At 73.6% G+C, this 15,347-nt stretch carries 13 protein-coding genes; 2 read left to right on the top strand and 11 right to left on the bottom strand.

Translation table 11 applies throughout. From position 1 onward, the window contains the following. Positions 1–357: 357 nt before the first annotated feature. The 3 genes from ACIQWR_RS19905 to ACIQWR_RS19895 all read right to left on the bottom strand — a co-directional run bounded on the left by ACIQWR_RS19905 (position 358) and on the right by ACIQWR_RS19895 (position 2,861). On the bottom strand, positions 358–831 hold the full coding sequence (locus ACIQWR_RS19905) for a hypothetical protein (RefSeq protein ID WP_404011026.1): 474 nt from the start codon (positions 829–831) through the stop codon (positions 358–360). A gap of 343 nt (positions 832–1,174) precedes the next feature. Next, positions 1,175–1,999: a hypothetical protein gene (locus ACIQWR_RS19900; protein WP_404011023.1), complete on the bottom strand. Its 825-nt coding sequence runs from the start codon at positions 1,997–1,999 to the stop codon at positions 1,175–1,177. Next, positions 1,992–2,861 carry a ParA family protein gene (locus tag ACIQWR_RS19895; protein WP_385781466.1) on the bottom strand — a complete coding sequence of 290 codons (870 nt, stop codon included), beginning with the start codon at positions 2,859–2,861 and terminating at the stop codon, positions 1,992–1,994. Before ACIQWR_RS19895 ends, ACIQWR_RS19900 begins: the two co-directional genes overlap by 8 nt. Positions 2,862–3,649: 788 nt before the next feature. On the opposite strand from ACIQWR_RS19895, the gene ACIQWR_RS19890 reads away from it, so the two are divergent. Continuing rightward, entirely contained in the window at positions 3,650–4,111 is a 462-nt protein-coding gene (locus tag ACIQWR_RS19890; protein ID WP_404011019.1) for a GntR family transcriptional regulator, read from the top strand. 5 nt (positions 4,112–4,116) lie between these two features. After that, positions 4,117–4,383 carry an SMI1/KNR4 family protein gene (locus ACIQWR_RS19885; RefSeq protein WP_404011016.1) on the top strand — a complete coding sequence of 89 codons (267 nt, stop codon included), beginning with the start codon at positions 4,117–4,119 and terminating at the stop codon, positions 4,381–4,383. A gap of 133 nt (positions 4,384–4,516) precedes the next feature. Here ACIQWR_RS19885 and ACIQWR_RS19880 read toward each other — a convergent pair whose 3' ends face one another. The 8 genes from ACIQWR_RS19880 to ACIQWR_RS19845 form a co-directional block, all read right to left on the bottom strand. Next, positions 4,517–5,236 carry a hypothetical protein gene (locus ACIQWR_RS19880; RefSeq protein WP_404011013.1) on the bottom strand — a complete coding sequence of 240 codons (720 nt, stop codon included), beginning with the start codon at positions 5,234–5,236 and terminating at the stop codon, positions 4,517–4,519. A gap of 260 nt (positions 5,237–5,496) precedes the next feature. Then, positions 5,497–6,417, bottom strand: coding sequence for a LysR family transcriptional regulator (locus ACIQWR_RS19875; protein ID WP_404011011.1), 921 nt, complete (start codon positions 6,415–6,417; stop codon positions 5,497–5,499). Positions 6,418–6,552: 135 nt separating this feature from the next. Continuing rightward, positions 6,553–7,467, bottom strand: a complete 915-nt coding sequence (locus ACIQWR_RS19870; protein ID WP_404011009.1) for an alpha/beta fold hydrolase — start codon at positions 7,465–7,467, stop codon at positions 6,553–6,555. Continuing rightward, positions 7,451–8,116, bottom strand: a complete 666-nt coding sequence (locus tag ACIQWR_RS19865; RefSeq protein ID WP_404011006.1) for a DUF4097 family beta strand repeat-containing protein — start codon at positions 8,114–8,116, stop codon at positions 7,451–7,453. Before ACIQWR_RS19865 ends, ACIQWR_RS19870 begins: the two co-directional genes overlap by 17 nt. A gap of 214 nt (positions 8,117–8,330) precedes the next feature. Next, positions 8,331–9,026, bottom strand: a complete 696-nt coding sequence (locus ACIQWR_RS19860; RefSeq protein WP_404011004.1) for a formyltransferase family protein — start codon at positions 9,024–9,026, stop codon at positions 8,331–8,333. Further along, a complete protein-coding gene (locus tag ACIQWR_RS19855; protein WP_404011001.1) occupies positions 9,023–12,217 on the bottom strand; it encodes an amino acid adenylation domain-containing protein in 3,195 nt (1,064 codons plus the stop codon). Before ACIQWR_RS19855 ends, ACIQWR_RS19860 begins: the two co-directional genes overlap by 4 nt. Next, a complete protein-coding gene (locus ACIQWR_RS19850; protein ID WP_404010999.1) occupies positions 12,214–13,296 on the bottom strand; it encodes an NAD-dependent epimerase/dehydratase family protein in 1,083 nt (360 codons plus the stop codon). Before ACIQWR_RS19850 ends, ACIQWR_RS19855 begins: the two co-directional genes overlap by 4 nt. Then, the gene (locus ACIQWR_RS19845) at positions 13,293–15,347 is read right to left on the bottom strand and encodes a fatty acid CoA ligase family protein (protein WP_404010997.1); all 2,055 of its coding nucleotides are present in this window, start codon (positions 15,345–15,347) and stop codon (positions 13,293–13,295) included. The genes ACIQWR_RS19850 and ACIQWR_RS19845 overlap by 4 nt, the downstream gene beginning before the upstream one ends.

Here is a 15,347-nt window from a genome sequence, read left to right as displayed (position 1 = left end):
GGCGGGCCGGAGACGGCCTGATTGAAAAATGGCATGGCGGTAGTGCAAAATGGCGAAGCCTTCTCGTACGACGAGAGCATGGCAAAGCCGACTCTCGTACTTCTCCTCGGGTGTTCGGCAGGAACGGTTCGAATGCCGGGACGACCGGGCGTAAGCCGGTCGCCGGATTCCTTCGGAAGGCCTGCGAAGCCTTCCGGAGACTGGAAACACCGGGCGGGTGACTGCGAAACACCCCGACCCCCGGTGTCTTCCCAACGGCTGAGCCGTCGTGGGCCTACGTCATTTCGGCCTCCCCGTTAGCAGGGGGGACCGGAATGACGTACGGCCGCACCGCGTACGGGGCGACGCCGCGCTTCCTCACCGCGCGGACCCGGAGTTCCCGCCGCGGCGGCGCCGCGAGGCCAGCGAGGCCATCGCGTCGGGCAACTGGGACGCCCACAGGCCCACCGGGATGCGGAAGGCGGAGCGCCCGCCGAGGTACTTGAGGTCGAAGGAAGCCCGCTGGTCGGGCGACGTCACCAGGTGGACGGAGTCCTCCAGGACCCACAAGGCCGTTTCCGAGGTGGTGGCGGGGTCGCACGCGGCCCGCCGGGCGGCGTCGACCGCCGACTGCTGCCACAGCTCCAGATCCTGCCGGGCGCTGCGCGGGCGGCGCGTACCGGGCCAGACGATCTGGCAGACGAAGGCGTACACGCGCAGCGCGACGACGTCCTCCTCGAAATGCGGCTCGCTGAGCACGCCCTGGTCCCGCGCCTTCCAGGCCCACGATTCGCTGAGCCCCGCCGCGGCGGCGACAGCACTGGTACTGAGCTTTCCACTGGGCAAGGACATCCAGCGCCATCTCCGTCACAGGTCCGCGGTTCACCGTTAACGGGATCATAACGCAAAACGGAATGAAGTCTCGCGTCACTAGAAACGGCGATGGCACTCAATTGCCAGGGCCCTGCCAGGGTCCCCGCCAGCGCCCGGAAAACAGCCGTGGAATCACCAGCGAGAGGATTTCCCATTGTTTTTCGGCACTGCTGTCACAAGGAATTGTGAGCTGTTGGTGACATCGATGGAGCGATCGTTGCGGAGATGGTTCGTCACAGCGTTGCAGGCATCGTTGCAGCCATGGGTCGGAGGGTGGCCCGATGGCCCGGCCGGCCCGGTGGCCGTTGCGGTCGGCTGTCGGTCAGGGCTTCTTGACCGGCCGCTGCAACGGCCCCTCCGTCTCCAGGGCGTCCAGGAAGGTCTCGATTCCGGCGGAGACCACCTGGGTGCCGCGCCGGCCGAAATCCGCCTCCTGGAGCTGCATCTTCATTCCGGAGGCCAGCGCGTACGCCCCCCGGCCGACCCGGTAGGTGGACGGTTGGGTCCGCTCCTGGTCCCAGAGCTGACCGGTGCCGAATTCCTCGGCCATGGCGATGAGCGCGCCGACGTCGCCGGGCATGTGTCGCAGGGCCGCGTCCACGTAGTGGCCGATGGCCAGGTGCGGGTTCCCGGTGGTGCGCCGGTCCCGGTTGACCCGCGTCTTGAGCCGGGCGAGCACGTCGGGCGCGATGCGGAAGCCGTGCGCGCGCCACTGCGAGGAGCGGAGCTTGGCGTCGGCGTAGCTCACGTGGACGGCGCCGTGCGCCCACGGTCCGGTGGGCCGGTCGACGGGTGCGCCGGGCTCGACACCCCCGGGCACCGGGGGCCCGAGGGGCACGGCGGCGGGCGAGGCCGGTACGCCGCCTGCCGCGGGGACGTCGGCCGCGGGGACTTCGGGCCGGGGTACATCGGCCCGAGGTACGCCGGCCTGCGGTACGCCGGTCACCTCGTCCGGGTGGGACGCGGCCGCGGCGGGCAGCGGGGCCGGGCCGGGGGCCTGGCCGCCCGAGCCGAGGAAGGAGCGCCCGGCCACCGCGTCCGCACCGGCGAGCAGGTCCTTGACCAGGGAGCTCCCCTGGATCCGGAAGTAGGACGGCGGCATCCGCTTGCCCCGGGCCGCTCGGCCCGGAGTCGACTCCTCAGACACGGGGCACCTCGCCCTCGATGCGTTCGGGCGTCTCCCACTGCTCCGGGGGCTGCCCCATCCTGCGCAGGATCTGCACCATCAGCTCGCCGTACATCTTGCCCGGGGTGTAACTGGCGTAGCGGACGACGGCGGGCACCCCGAAGGCGAACGAGTCGCTGATCCGGTTGTCGACGCGGATGTCCGTCCGGAAGGGGGCCAGGTCGGTGTCGAGCATGCCGTTGCGGATGTTGACCTCCTGCATCTTCCACTTGGACGGCGGATTCGACCGGTTGATGATCGCCCCGAGGTACTGGGGGTCGCACTCGCCCCCGGTGCGGTCCTTCACGTAGCGCACCGTGCCGCGGGTGGCCGCCGCGCCCTTGAGCGCCGGGTACTCGGGGACGCACACGGTGAGCACGTAGTCGGCGGCCGCCAGCGCGGTGGCGGACATCGATGTCACCGCGGGCGGGGTGTCGATCACCACGAAGTCGAATTCGGAGGCGACCTCCAGGAGCATCCGCCGCAGCACGGGGGTCGCCTGGTACCCCTTCTTGTGGATCAGGTCCTGGGCCGCCGTCATCGTGGATTCCTCGCAGGCCAGCAGGTGCAGCGAGCCCGCTCCCTCGAAGTCGGCGAGCAGCTCGCTGCGGTCGAACCAGATGGCGGGCAGGTCCATGCGCATGCCCTGGAGCCGCCCCTGCATGACCCAGCCGAGCGAGCGGGCGAGCTGCTCCTCGCTGGAGAGGTTCAGCCCGAGCGCGGTGCCCGCCTGGGCCTGCGGATCGAGGTCGACGACGAGGACCCGCTGCCCGGCCAGGGCCAGCCCCGCGCCCAGGTTGACGGTGGAGCTCGTCTTGCCGACGCCACCCTTCTGCGTCGCCACGGAGATGATCTTCACAAACACCCTCGGTGGTCGGCGGCGCGCTGCCCGGTTCCTCTGTCACGAGACCGGGACGGCGCCACGTTTCCTGTCGGCGCTCTCGGATCGTGGGCGTACCGCGCCTCGTCCGCCACGCATGCATTCACGATCTTCGATTGACACCGGAATAACAGGAGGACCATAACAGCAGCCACTGTGATCCTTCGGCGACAGGGGAGCTTTCTTGCTAATCGACCACGCGCGCCCGCTAAATACTGTCCATAAAGACGATATTGACCCCGACGGACCAGTAAGAGGCGTACGGCCCTTGCGGATCCGGATCCGACCCTTTGGTCCCGCGAATTACGGGACCAAAGGACCTCGCGGAGCGGGGCCTTTAGTCCCTGAACATCGCGATCCCGCTCCCCCCTCCCCCGACTTTCCGCCTTTCCCGTGCCGCAGGTCCGTACGACCGGCCGGCCGATCGTCCTCTTGGCCACAGGACTGTCGACTCGGGGCCAGACCGGTCAACCAACGGCCAGAAACGCCCATACCGACAGAAACTCGACGAGTGTCAGAAAGGGGACACGGTGCTGAAATAGAACCGCCCCATTCGACACAGGGATTCAGTGCCGGGATTCGGCGCCGAGATTTCTCACCGAGGCAGTGAATCCAGGACCTACGACCCTTCCCCCCCTCTCGAATCTGCCACCACCCTGTAAGGAAATTCGAGCAGCTCGCCAGATTTCCGGGAGGACGATAGTGTGCGACGAGCCCGCCGGTCCGCGGAACCGCGCCACCGGGACCGGACGATGAACGGCCCCACCGCCCCCGCCCGGCGCCGGGCGGGGTCCGGACCCCGCTACCAGCGCGTCGCGGACGCCCTCCAGCAGTCCCGCGGCCCAGCGCCGAGCGTCGGGGAGATCGCACGGCTCTACGGGGTCTCGGTCACCACCGCGCAGTTCGCCCGCCGGGCCCTGCACACCCGGCAGGGCGTCGGGCGCCACCGGATCGTGAGCACGCACGCGATGGTCCTGGTGCACGGCGAAGGCCCGCTGTGGCACCGGGTCGCCACGGACCTCCGGCGCGCGATCCTCTCCGGCCGCCTCAGCCACCGCATCCCACCGCGCGTACGGCTCGCCGCCGACTACGGGGTCAGCGTGTACACCGTGAACCGCGCGGTCGCCGACCTCGTCTCGCAGGGCCTGCTGCACATCCTGCGCGGCGCCACCCACGTGGTGACACCCCACCCCCGCCCCCCGTCCGCGCGCTGAAGGACGTGATCTGGAGCGTCGAGCGGATCGCGCTGCCCAACGAAGAGTTCCGGACCCGAGAGGATCTCCGGTCCTTGTACATGCCGTTCGACGCTCTCCTCTTCTTCGGCGACAACGGCGGCGGAGACCGGTTCGCGCTCCCGGTTTCCCCGCTCCGTCCCGACGTGTTCGTGTGGGACCACGAGAACGACAGCCGTACCTGGGTGGCGCCGAGCCTGGAGCGGTACCTCCGCAGCGCGCTCTCCCGGCCCGGTGAGGACTGGTACCGCTGAGCGCGGCCGGTTCGAACCGGCCGCGGACTCGCGCTGCGCTGCCCGGGCGGCGGCCCCGACGGCGACGTCGACGGCGAAGCACCCGGCGGCGGCGCCGGGTGCTTCGATGGCACGGGGGATGTGGAGCGGGGACTCAGGCGGGGCCGACCGTGATGTGCTGGGTCGGGTCGGTGGTGTCGCGGACGGTGTATTCGGCCGAGATGGCGGCCGAGGTGATGGACGTCGGGCAGAAGAAGGAGCCCTCCAGCTTCACCGGGATCGCCGCTTTGTCCAGGACGACCGCGGGCGCCGCTCCCGCCCCGGCACGCCAGTTGGCCTGGGCGGTCGCGGGGCCGCCGGGTGCCGCGGTCGCCGAGCAGGAGAGCAGCCCGCTGGTCCGCAGGACGAAGCCGCCCGCGGGGATCGACAGTCGGGCGGTGCTGGGCGCGCCGTGTTGGAGCAGCAGCTGCCAGGGGCCGTGGTCCTCGTTGGTCTCGACCGCGACGCGCAGGCCCGGTGCGTCGGTGGTGCAGTCCTGGAAGACCGGCGGGGTGATGCGCAGGGCGACCGGGCCGGCCGGGTTGGTGTGCGCGGCTCCGGCCGGGACCGTGTTGTGGACGGCGTCCTTGCCCGGGAGCGAGGAGGAGCGCGCGCAGGTCACGGTGATCGGCCCGGCCTCGAAGACCACGGGCTGCGCGGCGACCGCCTCGAAGCGGTGGCCGGCCGGCGAGAGCGAGGTGCCGGAGGCGGCGCTCGGGGCGGCCTGGGCGGTCGCCGGGACGACGGCGAACGCGGTGGCCAGGGCCAGGCAGAGCGCGGCGGCCGGGAGGGAGGGAACAGCGGAGGCTAACCGGAAGTTCTTGATCGTTTCCATGAGTTGAGCATAAGAATTCCCGTTGATCCCGATCAGGGCCGAACGTCCTGTCGCTTCAGGGTAGTTGTGCCATAGATCCGACCAACTGCCCCTGGGCTCGGGCCGGGGCGGGCCTGCGGTGCTCCGCCCCCGGGGCCGCCGCCCCAATGGGGAGAAGCGGCCCCGGCGTCGGGGGCGGTGTCGGTCGGCCGGCGGCTGGCCCAGGTGCTCGTCGGTCAGGAGGGCGCTGTCGTGACCGGGGTCAACGCCCTGGTGGGACGCTACTGGTCAGAGGCGTCCGGAGTGACGAACAGGTCCTGGAGGGTCTGGGTCGCCAGGTTGAGCAGCCAGGTGTGGGCGGCGTCATCGTCGTAACGCTGGTGCCAGAGCAGGTAGAGCGGTACGGGCGGCAGTTCGAACGGCAACGCCAGCATGGTCAGGCCCAGTTGGTCGCGGGCGGAGCGGGTGACCGCTTCGGGGAGGGTGACCACGGCGTCGGTGTCACGGGCGAGTTGCAGTGCGGTGTCCGTCGCGGGGGCGGAGACGATGACACGGCGCTCGTGGCCGAGGGCGGAGATGACCTCGTCGACCCGGTCGCGCAGCGCGCCACGCCGGGAAACGGTCACGTGATCGGCGGCCGCGTACCTCTCGACGGTCACCGGCCCTTCGGTGAGCGGATGCCCGGCTCGGAGAGCAAGGATGATCCTGTCCTGGCCGATGAGGCGGTGGCGGATGTCGGGCTGAGGCGGCGGTCCGGCACTGGAGGCCACATCGACCTCGCCGCGACGCAGCTCAGGGCTGTCGTGGCCCGGCTCGACCGTGAGGCGCATCTTCACCTTCGGGGCTTGGCGGTGCACCGCGGCGACGAGGGCGGTTCCGCAAGCGGTGGTGAGGGCGTCGTGCAAGCGAACGGTGAACACCCGCTCCAGCCCCGCCAGGTCGAGGTCCGTACGGGAGGACAGCAACTGGTGGGCTTGCTGTACCAGGACATGGACCTCCGTGCGCATGGCCAGTGCGCGAGGGGTGGGCGTCATGTGGCGTCCGGTACGCACCAGGATCTGGTCACCGGTGGCTTTGCGGATCCGGCCCAGCGATCGGCTCATCGCCGGCGCGGTGACGTGGAGCCGTTCTGCGGCTCCGGCCACGCTGCCCTCTTCCAACAGCGCGTCCAGGGCCGTGAGCAGGTTCAAGTCCAATTGCATGCCGGTCACTATACGAACGGAAAACATGCACTTGCTATTGACGGCAGGGCCTCGGACGGTGCTGTCGGACATCCCGGAGGCCCAGGTCACAGGGCTGCTGCCGGCGTAGTCGTACTCCGCCGCCGACTCCGGCCGCTACCGTGCGGCGATCGCACGGACCGAGTCGGCGATGGCCCGGTGGTCCTTCCTCAGGATCGCGCCGTGGTTGCTGGCGACCTTCGCACCGATCTCGATGTGCGCGTTGCGCGCCACCACCGCGTCGAGACCGGCCCGGATCCGCTCCTGTTCGTCCCCGCGGCTGCCGAGGGAGGTGCCCGAGGCGACCACGTACCGCACCGGGACCGTGATGGCGTCCAGTACGGGGCCCAGTTCGGCCTCGCGCGAGAGCACGCCGATCTCGATGTTGCTGTCCGCCTGCTGCTCGGCGGTCATCCGGGGGGCCAGACCGGTCGGGCGCAGGAGCGGCATGAACCAGGACATCCGACGGAACATCGTGCGGATGCGCGCCTCCATGGCCTCGTCCAGCCAGTCGGAGGGGAAGGCGCCGTCGACCAGGACCGCGCCCGAGCAGCGCTCCGGGTTGCGCGCGGCCCAGTGCGCTCCGAGGTAGGCGCCGTAGGACCAGCCCACCACCAGGGCCCGCTCCACTCCCCTGGCCGCGAGGACCGCGTCGACGTCCCGGACGCCGGCCTCGAAGGAGTAGTCCGACGAGCGCTTCGACTTCCTGCCGCGGGCCCGCTCGTCGTAGGTGATGTGCCGCCAGGTGGGCCCCAGTTCGCGGATGACGTGCCGCCAGTACCCCTGGGTGCCGAACTGGCCGTTGAGGTAGACCACGGGGATGCCGGGGCCGCCGGTGTCGGTGACGGCCAGGGCCGTGTCGTCGACCGGCACCATGACGGTCCACGTGGTCGAGGTGTTCGAGGCGGTCGAGGCGGTCGAGGCGGTCGAGGCGGTCGAGGTGGAGCTGTCGTGGCCGTTCATCCGGTCCCCCTGGTCGCGTGCGGTGTCCGTGCGGTGCGTCGGCGGGCCGGTTTCAGAGGCTGCGGGCATCGATGTCGCCGTGGGAGGTGGTGGCGCGGATGTCGAGCGCGGCGACGCCGTCGCTCTTGAGGGCGTTGCCGATCCGGCCGTGGCCCGTGCCCGCGTCCAGGGTGGCCGAGGTTCCGGCGGCCGCCCCGACCGAGATGTCGCCGGAGCGGGTGCTGAGGACCACGGTGCCGCGCACCGCCTCGGCGATCCGGATGTCGCCCCGCGCGGTGCTGATGTCCGCGGGGCCGTTCAGCCGGCCGATCTCAACGTCGCCGTCGATGGCGGTGAGGCGGACGCTCGCGGCCTCGTCGATCTTGATCTGCCGGTACGCACCGTCGAAGGCGACGTCGCCGAGGCGGCCCACGCCGCGCAGTTCGGCACTGGTGGTCGTGGCCTCGACGTGGGAGCCGGCGGGCAGCTGGACCGTGACCGTCAGTGATCCGGTGGGGCCGAAGGGCCGCTTCTCGGTCCCGGCGGTGCGGATCCGCAGGACGCCGTCGACGTAGGTGACGGCCGTCTGCTCGGCGGCCTTCACGTCGCGCTTCTTGGTGGGGTCCGCGGGCAGCACCTCGACGGTGGTGTCGGTGCGGTGTGCGGCGATGAGCTGGACGCGGCCTGCGGGGATCTCCAGGACGGTGGAGATCGGGGTGGTGGTGGCGAACTTCAGCATGGTGTCCTCCGTGCTCGTTGCGGTTTCTGACAAAAGAAACGCTACGTTGCTTTCCGGATTCCAACAACGAGTTCATTGCTATGGAGTTATGTTTTCCCAGGTCAGGGCAGGTAATTCGTTGCAACGGAGGAGCTTCTAACGCAACGACCAGCCATCACTTCGTTGCAATGATAGAGAGGTGAACGCTCCGTCCGCCGCCCGTGGGGCGCGGACGTCATCCGCTCCGCGGGCCCGGCGGCGCGATCAGGGCCCGGGCCACCTCGGGTGCGTGGGCCGCGAAGGGACCGAGGTCCGTGGCGCGGGCGTAGGCCGGGTGGTCCCGGTGGTCCGCGAGCCGGTCCAGGGCGCGGACGCCGTAGTAGGCGGACGGCGCCTGCGGCCCGCGGGGGGAGGCGGCCGGGGCGGCGGTGCCCGCCACCACGTACGGGAGCTGCTCCTCGAAGAGTTGCTGGCAGGCCCGGATCCCGCGGAGCATGACCTGGTGGTAGCGGGCGTCGGGGGCGATCGGGAAGCGGTGCTCGGCCAGTACCGGGCCGGTGTCGATGCCCGCGTCGACCTCGTGGAGCGTGGCGCCGTACTCCGGGTCGCCGTGCAGCAGCGCGAACAGCAGGGCCACCGAGGGCAGTCCGCGGTGCTGCGGCAGCAGGCCGTTGTGGACGTTGAGGATGCGCAGGCCCCGGGAGAGCAGCGGGGCGCGCAGGATCCGCCGGTTGTTGAGGGACCAGACGATGCCGTCGGTGCAGGCGGCCGCGAGGGCGGCGGCGCAGGCGTTGACGTCGGGCGCGTCCAGGTGCGGGGCCCCGGCCGCGTCGCAGGGGTCCGTACAGCACACGAGGTCGATGGGATGGCCTTGGCCCGCGGCGTGCCGCACGGCCCGGCGCAGCAGGGCGCCGTCTCCGATGAAGATCATGCGGACACCTCTTCCCGGGCGGCCTCGATGTGGGCGCAGACCTGATCGAGGGTCACTTCGCGGACCAGTGACTCCAGTGCGCCCATGAAGCGGTCGGCCTGGGCCCGGGTCAGCAGGTCGGACGAGACCGCCGTGAGCATCTCGATCAGGGAGAGGGAATCGCCGCCGAGGTCCTGGAAGTCCGCACCGGGCTCCAACGCGGCCCCGGCGTCCGTCCCGAGCACCACCGCCCAGTGCCCCGCGACCCGCACCCGGAGGTCGTCCGGCCCGGGGGGCGTCGGGTGGCCGGTGAAGGGGTCGGGGAGGGCGTCGAGGTCGGCCTTGCCGGCGACCGTGCTCGGGATCTCCTCCACCAGGACGAGGTGCGCCGGGACCAGGTGCGCGGGCAGCCTGCGCGCCGCGTCGGCGCGCAGCAGGCCCGCGAGCTCGGGGAGCCCGGGGCGGTCCGGGCCGGGGGCGCGGGGGACGACGTACGCGCACAGCACCGGCGCGGCGGTGGGCGTACGGCGGCGGGCGGTGACGACGGCCCGCCGCACGGCCGGGTGGGACTCCAACGCGGCGACGGTCTCGGCGGGTTCGACCCGGTGCCCGGCGATCTTCAGCTGCCCGTCCACGCGTCCGGCGAAGGCGATGGAGCCGTCCGGGAGCCGGCGCCCGAGGTCACCGGTGCGGTAGCCGCGGGTGCCGTCGGGTTCCGTGGTGAAGGGGGAGCCGGGGTCGTCGGGCGCGGCGCCCGGCGGCACGAGGTAACCGCGGGCGACCTGGGGGCCGTTGACGACGATCTCGCCGGTCCGGCCCACGGCGTCGGGCCCGGCGCCCACGCGGGTGCCGTCGGCCGCGACGAGCGCGACGTGGGCGTACGGGCCCGGGGTGCCGAGCGGGACGTCCGTGGCGCCCTCGGCGAGGTCGTCGTCGCCCACGACGTGGGCGAGGCAGGCGACGGTGGCCTCGGTGGGCCCGTAGCCGTTGATGATCCGGCAGTCCGGGCCGAAGGCGGCCCGGGCCGCGCGCGCGGCGGCCGGGGTGAGCGTCTCGCCGCCGAGCAGCAGGGTGCGTACGCCCGGTCCGGCGGTGAGCAGTGGCAGGTGGGACGGGGTCAGGGCGAGGGTGTCGGCCCGGTGTTCGGTGACCAGGCGGCGCAGCACGGCGCGCGAGGGGACGCCGGGGGCAAGGACGGCCGTACCGCCCGCGAGGAGGGGCAGGAACAGCGGGAAGCAGGAGATGTCGAAGGCGTAGGAGGAGACGAAGCCGAAGCGGGTGGTGTCGGTGACCCGGCAGAGGTCCGTCATCCAGCGGACGAAGCCGACGAGGCCGGCGTGCTCGATCTGTACGCCCTTGGGCCGGCCGGTGGAGCCGGAGGTGTGCATGACGTAGGCGAGGTCCCCGGCGGCGGGGCCGGGTCCGGGCGGCGGTGTGCCTTCGGGCAGGTCCGGCACGTCCTCGGCCGCGAGGGCGGGGCAGCGGGCGGACCGGTCGAGCCGGTCGAGCCGGTTCAGGAAGTGGCGTTGGGTCAGGCACAGCCGTGCGCCGGAGTCCCGCAGGACCTCCTCGATCCGCGCGTCGGGGTGGGCCGGGTCCAGTGGCAGGTAGGCGGCGCCCGCCTTGAGGATCCCCCACAGGGCGGCGACCCCGGCCGGGGAACGGTCGACGACCAGGGCGACCCGGTCCTCCCGGCCGATGCCGCGGGCGTGCAGCGCGGCGGCGACGGCGTCGGAGCGCCGGTCGAGCGCGGCGTAAGTGACCGGGCCCTCGGGCCCGTCGAGGGCAGGGGCGTGGGGCGTACGGGCGGCCCGCGCCCGGAAGAGGTCCACGACGGTGGGCCCGGCGGCGCCGGGGGCCGGGTCGGGTGCCGTACGAGGTGCAGTGGCCGTCCGGTCGGTGGCGCGCGGGGAGACGGACAGTGGGGAGACGGACAGCGGGAGGACGACCTCCGGGGTCGCGGGCCGGGCGAAGGCGGCGGGGGTCGCGGCCGGGCCGGTCAGCCGGGCCAGGGTGTCGTCGAGGAGGCGGGCCGCGCGCTCGGCGAGACCGGGGCCGCCGCGCACGCCCATCGTCACCTCGGTGCGGGCCGTGCCCGCCGACCCCGCACCGGTCTCGGCGGCGACCAGGGAGAGGGGCACCAGGGGCGCGTGGACGGGCAGGGCGTGGACGGCGGTGGCGGTGAAGCCGCCGCCCCGGTAGTCGTGCAGGTCCAGGCGGCCGAGGTGGGAGACGACGGCGGTGGCCAAGTGCCGGTCGGTGCGCGTCGCGACGGCCTGCGCGGCCCGCAGCAACAGGGCGGTGACGGCCTGCGGGAGCCGCGCCGCGGCGCTCTCGAAGCCGGTGGCGCACTCCCGCCCCTCGGCGAGCGCCGTCAGCAGCTCGGTGTGCGCGACGGTCCACTCCGTGCCCGGGCGCAGGTCCAGGAAGAGGGGCAGGGTGAGGTTGCCGGTGGCGGCCAGGTCGGGGTCGTAGCGGCGCAGGTCGGCCGGGACCATGACCCGCGCGGAACGCCCGGTGGCGTCGGCGAGGGCCTGCGCGAGGCGGGCGGTGAGGGCGGGGTGGTGTCCGGCCAGGGTCCGGCGCAGCCAGAGGGTGCGCTCAGGGCCCCGCTCGCCCCGCTCGCCCTTTTCACCCCGCTCGCCCCGGCCCAGCGGCGAGGGGTGGTCCGGTGCCTGGGTCGGGCGCCGGTCCCGGCAGCCGAGGCGGCGCAGCAGGCCCTGGTCGGTCTCGGGGTCCGCCGCCGGGCGGGCGGCGTCGCCGCGCAGGCCGCGGAAGACCTCCCGCACCCAGAGCAGGGCGCCGTGACCGTCCATCAGCGCGTGCGAGGCGCTGAAGACGAGGGTGCAGCGGGCCGGGTCCAGGCCCGGGACGACGAGGACCTCGCAGCCGGGCGGGTCGGTCGGGGCCGTGTGCCCGGTGAGCACCGCGGCGTCGAGGACGCCGTCGTACGGGTCCGCGGGCGCGGCGAACCGCAGGCGCGGCGGCGGCCCCTCGGCCCGCCACAGCCCGTCGGCGGCGACCAGGCCCGACCCCGGGCAGGACCCGGCGGCCCGGGTCAGCGCGGCCCGCAGGTCCTCGGGGTCGGGCAGGCCCTCCCCCTCGACGACGATCCGCAGGGCCATGTCCCCCCGCGGATCGCCCGCGGCGAGGTACAGCCGCTCGGTGGCGGAGACGGGACGCCAGTACGGGCCCGTTGTCGGGTCGGTCATCGGGGGGTGTCTCCTCGTCGGGGCTGTCGGGGCTGCCGGGGGGTGGGGCGGGTCCAGGAGCGGGGGCCGCCCAGGGCGTGCACCCAGGGCAGGAGTTCGCGCAGGCCTTCGGACTGGCTGCGGGGGGCCTCGTAGCCGAGGTCGCGGCGGGCGGCGGAGGTGTCGTAGGTGGTGGACCGGGTGAGGAGGGCCAGGGCGTAGCGGCTCAGCGGCGGGGCGCTGCGGCCCGGGCCGGGGCGCAGCCGCCACAGGGTTTCGACAGTGGCGGCCAGGGCGCGCCCCACCCCGAGCGGGACGCGGGGCGTCGGCGGCGCGCAGCCGAGCTCGGCGCCGACCCGGGTCAGGAAGGCCCACAGGTCGGTCACCTCGTCGTCCGCGACGAAGTAGGCCTTGCCGCCCACGCGTTCGGCGGGAGCCGTCGCGGCGCGCAGGCAGGCGTCGACCGCGTTGTCGCTGTGGCACAGGGAGACCAGGACGCGCTTGCCGCCCGAGAGGTCGGGCAGCCGCCCCGCGTGCATCGCGCCGATCAGGGTCGGCAGGAAGCCCGCGCGGTCCCGGGTGCCCCAGATGCCGCGCGGGCGCAGGGCGCAGGTGGTGAACTCCGGCGTGTGGGCCGCGAGTACGTCCTGTTCGGCGCGGGCCTTGGTCGCGCTGTAGGGGTGCAGGAACCGGGTCGGGTAGGGCGCGCTCTCGTCGAGGCCGAGCCGGTCGCCCTCGCGGACGCGCATCAGCGCGCTGGGGCTGGAGACGAAGACGAACCGGTGGGCGCCCGCGGCCCGCGCCGCCGTGAGCAGCCGCCGGGTCCCGGCGACGTTCGCCTCGTGGAACTGCGCGTGCGTGCCGTGGTCGACGACCCGCGCGGCGCTGTGCAGGACGACCTCCTGGCCCCCGGCGGCCGCGCGCAGCGAGCGCGGGTCGCCGAGGTCACCGATGGCGAGTTCGAGTCCGGGCAGGGAGCGCAGCCGTTCGGTGTCGGCGCCGGGCCGCACCAGGGCCCGTACGGTGTGCCCCTCGCGCAGGCAGGCGTCGGCGAGGTGGCCGCCGAGGAAGCCGGTGGCTCCGGTGATCAGGATCCTCACAGGGACCGCCACCAGGTGGCGCCGTAGAGCATCGTGAGCCCGGCGGTGGCCGCGGGGCCGTACCCGGCGGCCCGGCCGCGGGGCAGGGCCAGCGGGATCTGGACGGCGTGCCCGACGGTGCTGAGCGCGGCGTCGGTCCACCACAGCCAGCGCAGCAGGGGCACGTCGGGGGCGCCCGCGGTGGCCGCCCAGACGGCGCCGCCCAGCAGGTAGGCCCAGCCGGCGAGCGGGACGAGCCGCGCGGCGCGTTCGCGGGACCACGGCGGCGGGGGCGGCGCCAACTGCCGCTCGGCCCAGCGGGCCAGCTCCTCGCGGCCGATCTTGGCGTTGTGCCGGACGTCCACGGGGAAGGCCGGGTGGCGCAGGAACTCCTCGACCGGTTCGGTCGGCGCGTGGGCGGCGGCCAGGGTGCGCAGTTCGGCGGTCAGGTCCTGCCAGGCGGCGGGGTCGAGCGGGTGCTCGGTCTCCACGCAGACGACGGGGCGGCGCGCCCCGGTCCCCGAGCCCGAGCCCGAGCCCACGCCCGAGCCCACGCCCGAGCCCACGCCCACCAGCGCGCTGCGGCGCACCAGCGGGTGGGCGTTGAAGATCCCCTCGCAGCGCACGGTGTGCAGGTCCTGGCCGTCGGTGCGGACCCGCTGCGCCTTGCGCCCGCAGAACCAGAGGTGGCCGTCGGCGTCGAGGTGGCCGAGGTCCCCGGTGCGGTGCCAGACGACGGGCGCCCCGATGCCGTCGGCCGGGTCCTCGTACGTCTTGTGCAGCGCGTCGGCGCGGGGGTCGCCGTGGTAGCGCGGGCTGACGGACTCGCCCGCGACGAGTATCTCGCCGACGCGCCCCGCGGGCAGCGGGGGTGTGCCGGGCGGCAGCCGGGGCAACGGGCCGTCGGTGACGGGGGCTATGCGCACCCGGGTGCCGGGGACGGGCCGGCCGACGCAGGTGCCGGCGCCCTCGGCGCTCCGGGCCGCCCGCTCGCCCAGGACCTCCTCGGACTCGATCGAGGTGATCGGCAGCACCTCGGTGGCCCCGTAGGTGACGTGGATGCGGGCCTTCTCGTCCAGGACCGCGCGCAGCCGGGCGACCACCGCGTCGGGCACGGGCGCGCCGCCGGAGACGACGCAGCGCAGGTCGGGCAGGGGGTGCTCGCCTTCGTGTGCGGTGAGGTGGTCCGCGAGGTTGCGCAGCAGGGCGGGCGAGGCGAAGACCGTGGTGACGGCGAAGCGTTCCAGCGCGTCCACGAGCAGCTCGGGGTCCGCCTGGGCGACCTTGGCCGGGGCCAGCGGGGCGAGGACGAGGGTGGAGCCGTAGACGAGGTCGAGCAGCCCGTAGAAGGGGAGGGTGACGAGCGAGGTGTCGTCGCGGCTCCGGTCGTGGGCGGCCTCGATCTGGCGGGCGATCGAGAGGGCCATGCGGTGGGTGTACTCGACCCCCTTGGCGGGCCCGGTGCTGCCGGTGGTGAACCCGATCATCAGCAGGTCGTCGCCGCCGACGGGGGCGGGGGCGGTGCGCGGTCCGGTCAGGGTGCGCAGCCGGGCGAGGGCGTGCGCGCCGAAGGCGCCCGTGCGGGCGCCGAGCAGGCCGCTGCCCAGCGTGACGGGGATCCGTACGGCGGCGAAGGTGCGGCGGCCGAGGACCCGCACGAGGTGGGCGAGCGGCGGTCCGATGAACGCTTCGGCGCCGACGGCCCGGTAGCAGTGGAGCATCCGGCGCAGGCCCATGCCGGGGTCGACGACGACGGGGACGGCGCCGAGACGGAAGAGCGCGAAGGCGAGGGCGAAGAGGTCGGGGCCGGGCGGCGCCATCAGGACCGTCTTGGTCCCGCGGGTGATCCCGGCCCGGGCCAGGCCGTGGGCGAGGTCCTCCACCGAGCGCTGTAACTGCCCGTAGGAGACGGTCCGGTAGCGGGGGCGGCCGTCGCCGTCGCGGGCGCCCGGCTCGGGGTGGATGACGGCGGCCCGGTCGGGGAAGGCCGCGGCGTTGCGGGCCAGGTGGTCGGCGAGGCCCTCGGAGCCCGCGATGCCGACGCCGAGGCTCGTGCTCAGGTCCGCGTGCAC

Source organism: Streptomyces sp. NPDC098789, assembly GCF_044759975.1.
GTDB lineage: Bacteria > Actinomycetota > Actinomycetes > Streptomycetales > Streptomycetaceae > Streptomyces.
The sequence above is the reverse complement of the archived record's forward strand: the minus strand, read 5'-3'. Positions and strand labels throughout refer to the sequence as shown.

Excerpts from the sequence above, each read along its gene's own strand:
- ACIQWR_RS19905 (WP_404011026.1), bottom strand. The coding sequence starts at position 831 with ATGTCCTTGCCCAGTGGAAAGCTCAGTACCAGTGCTGTCGCCGCCGCG.
- ACIQWR_RS19890 (WP_404011019.1), top strand. The coding sequence starts at position 3,650 with ATGAACGGCCCCACCGCCCCCGCCCGGCGCCGGGCGGGGTCCGGACCC.
- ACIQWR_RS19880 (WP_404011013.1), bottom strand. The coding sequence starts at position 5,236 with ATGGAAACGATCAAGAACTTCCGGTTAGCCTCCGCTGTTCCCTCCCTC.
- ACIQWR_RS19875 (WP_404011011.1), bottom strand. The coding sequence starts at position 6,417 with ATGCAATTGGACTTGAACCTGCTCACGGCCCTGGACGCGCTGTTGGAA.
- ACIQWR_RS19870 (WP_404011009.1), bottom strand. The coding sequence starts at position 7,467 with ATGCCCGCAGCCTCTGAAACCGGCCCGCCGACGCACCGCACGGACACC.
- ACIQWR_RS19865 (WP_404011006.1), bottom strand. The coding sequence starts at position 8,116 with ATGCTGAAGTTCGCCACCACCACCCCGATCTCCACCGTCCTGGAGATC.
- ACIQWR_RS19860 (WP_404011004.1), bottom strand. The coding sequence starts at position 9,026 with ATGATCTTCATCGGAGACGGCGCCCTGCTGCGCCGGGCCGTGCGGCAC.
- ACIQWR_RS19855 (WP_404011001.1), bottom strand. The coding sequence starts at position 12,217 with ATGACCGACCCGACAACGGGCCCGTACTGGCGTCCCGTCTCCGCCACC.